The sequence below is a fragment of the Endothiovibrio diazotrophicus genome (assembly GCF_054657215.1).
Genome location: NZ_BAAHXB010000320.1, coordinates 1 through 447, shown reverse-complemented (window position 1 = coordinate 447; position 447 = coordinate 1). Strand labels below are relative to the sequence as shown.

The following is a 447-nucleotide window of genomic DNA, read 5'->3' as shown; positions in this document are numbered from 1 at the left end:
CAACCGGCACTCCACCAGGACCGGAGGCCCCGATGCCCCGCCCAGACCCCGATCCCACCCACCTGCACCTCAAGACCTCCCTCGACTGCCTCTCCCCGAGGCCAAGCGCCACCAACTGCGCCGGATTACCGAGTGCATCTGCCAGCGCGTGCCCCTCGACCGCCTGGTGCTCTTCGGCAGCCAGGAGCCTGTCGGGCTATGGGGGATCGAGTCGCGGGAGCGGGAGGGCGGTGCCGGTTTTTCGAAAATGGGAGGAGAATAGTGAGCTATTTGACGAGGATTTTCGGAAAACCGGGGCCGTCATCCCGCTTTCGCGGCCGATTCATCCATAGCCCGACAGGCTCCCAGGCCCGCGGCGACTGGGTCGAGGACCTGGCCAACCGCTACTTCTCCGACTACGACCTGCTGGTGGTGGTCGACGAAGGCCACTTCATCGGCCGGACCCGC

1 protein-coding gene is annotated in these 447 nt (G+C 66.2%); it reads left to right on the top strand.

The genetic code is table 11. The features are described 5' to 3' along the window. Positions 1-261 precede the first annotated feature (261 nt). A partial coding sequence (locus ACYQ2W_RS26625; protein ID WP_459874153.1) for a hypothetical protein occupies positions 262-447 on the top strand: 186 nt, incomplete at its 3' end.